Source organism: Massilia brevitalea, from assembly GCF_030711405.1.
GTDB classification, from domain to species: Bacteria; Pseudomonadota; Gammaproteobacteria; order Burkholderiales; family Burkholderiaceae_D; genus Telluria; species Telluria brevitalea.
The window spans coordinates 1-472 of the sequence record NZ_JAULSI010000132.1 but is presented as its reverse complement, the minus strand read 5'-3'; the positions used below and the strand labels follow the sequence as shown (position 1 = coordinate 472).

The window sequence follows — 472 nt, the reverse complement described above, 5'->3', positions numbered from 1 at the left end:
CACCTATATCCCGACTGCCGAGGGATGGTTGTATCTGGCCGGCGTGAAGGACGTTTTTACCTGCGAGATCGTCGGCTACGCGATGGACGCGCGCATGACGCAGGAGCTGACGACGCAGGCTCTCTGGCGTGCTGTGAGCCACAAGCGGCCAGCGCCGGGCCTCATTCATCACTCGGATCGCGGCAGCCAGTATTGCGCTCATTCCTACCAGGCGCTGGTTGCGCAATTCGGAATGCGGGCGTCGATGTCGCGCCGTGGAAACTGCTATGACAACGCGCCCATGGAGAGCTTCTGGGGCACGCTCAAGAATGAACTCGTCCATCATCGCCGCTATGCCACTCGTGCAGAGGCCAAGGCCTCGATCCAAGAATACATCGAAATTTTCTATAACCGACAGCGGCGTCACTCCCGCATAGGATTTGTTCCGCCAGCGTTGTTCGCCGAATCCTTCAGCGAACAGCCGCAGGCGGCT

General features: G+C 59.7%; 1 protein-coding gene. It reads left to right on the top strand.

What is annotated here, in order from left to right; translation table 11 throughout:
* Positions 1-472, top strand: a 472-nt coding sequence (locus tag QWL29_RS26600) for an IS3 family transposase (RefSeq protein ID WP_305825855.1), incomplete at both ends; no start/stop codon positions are given.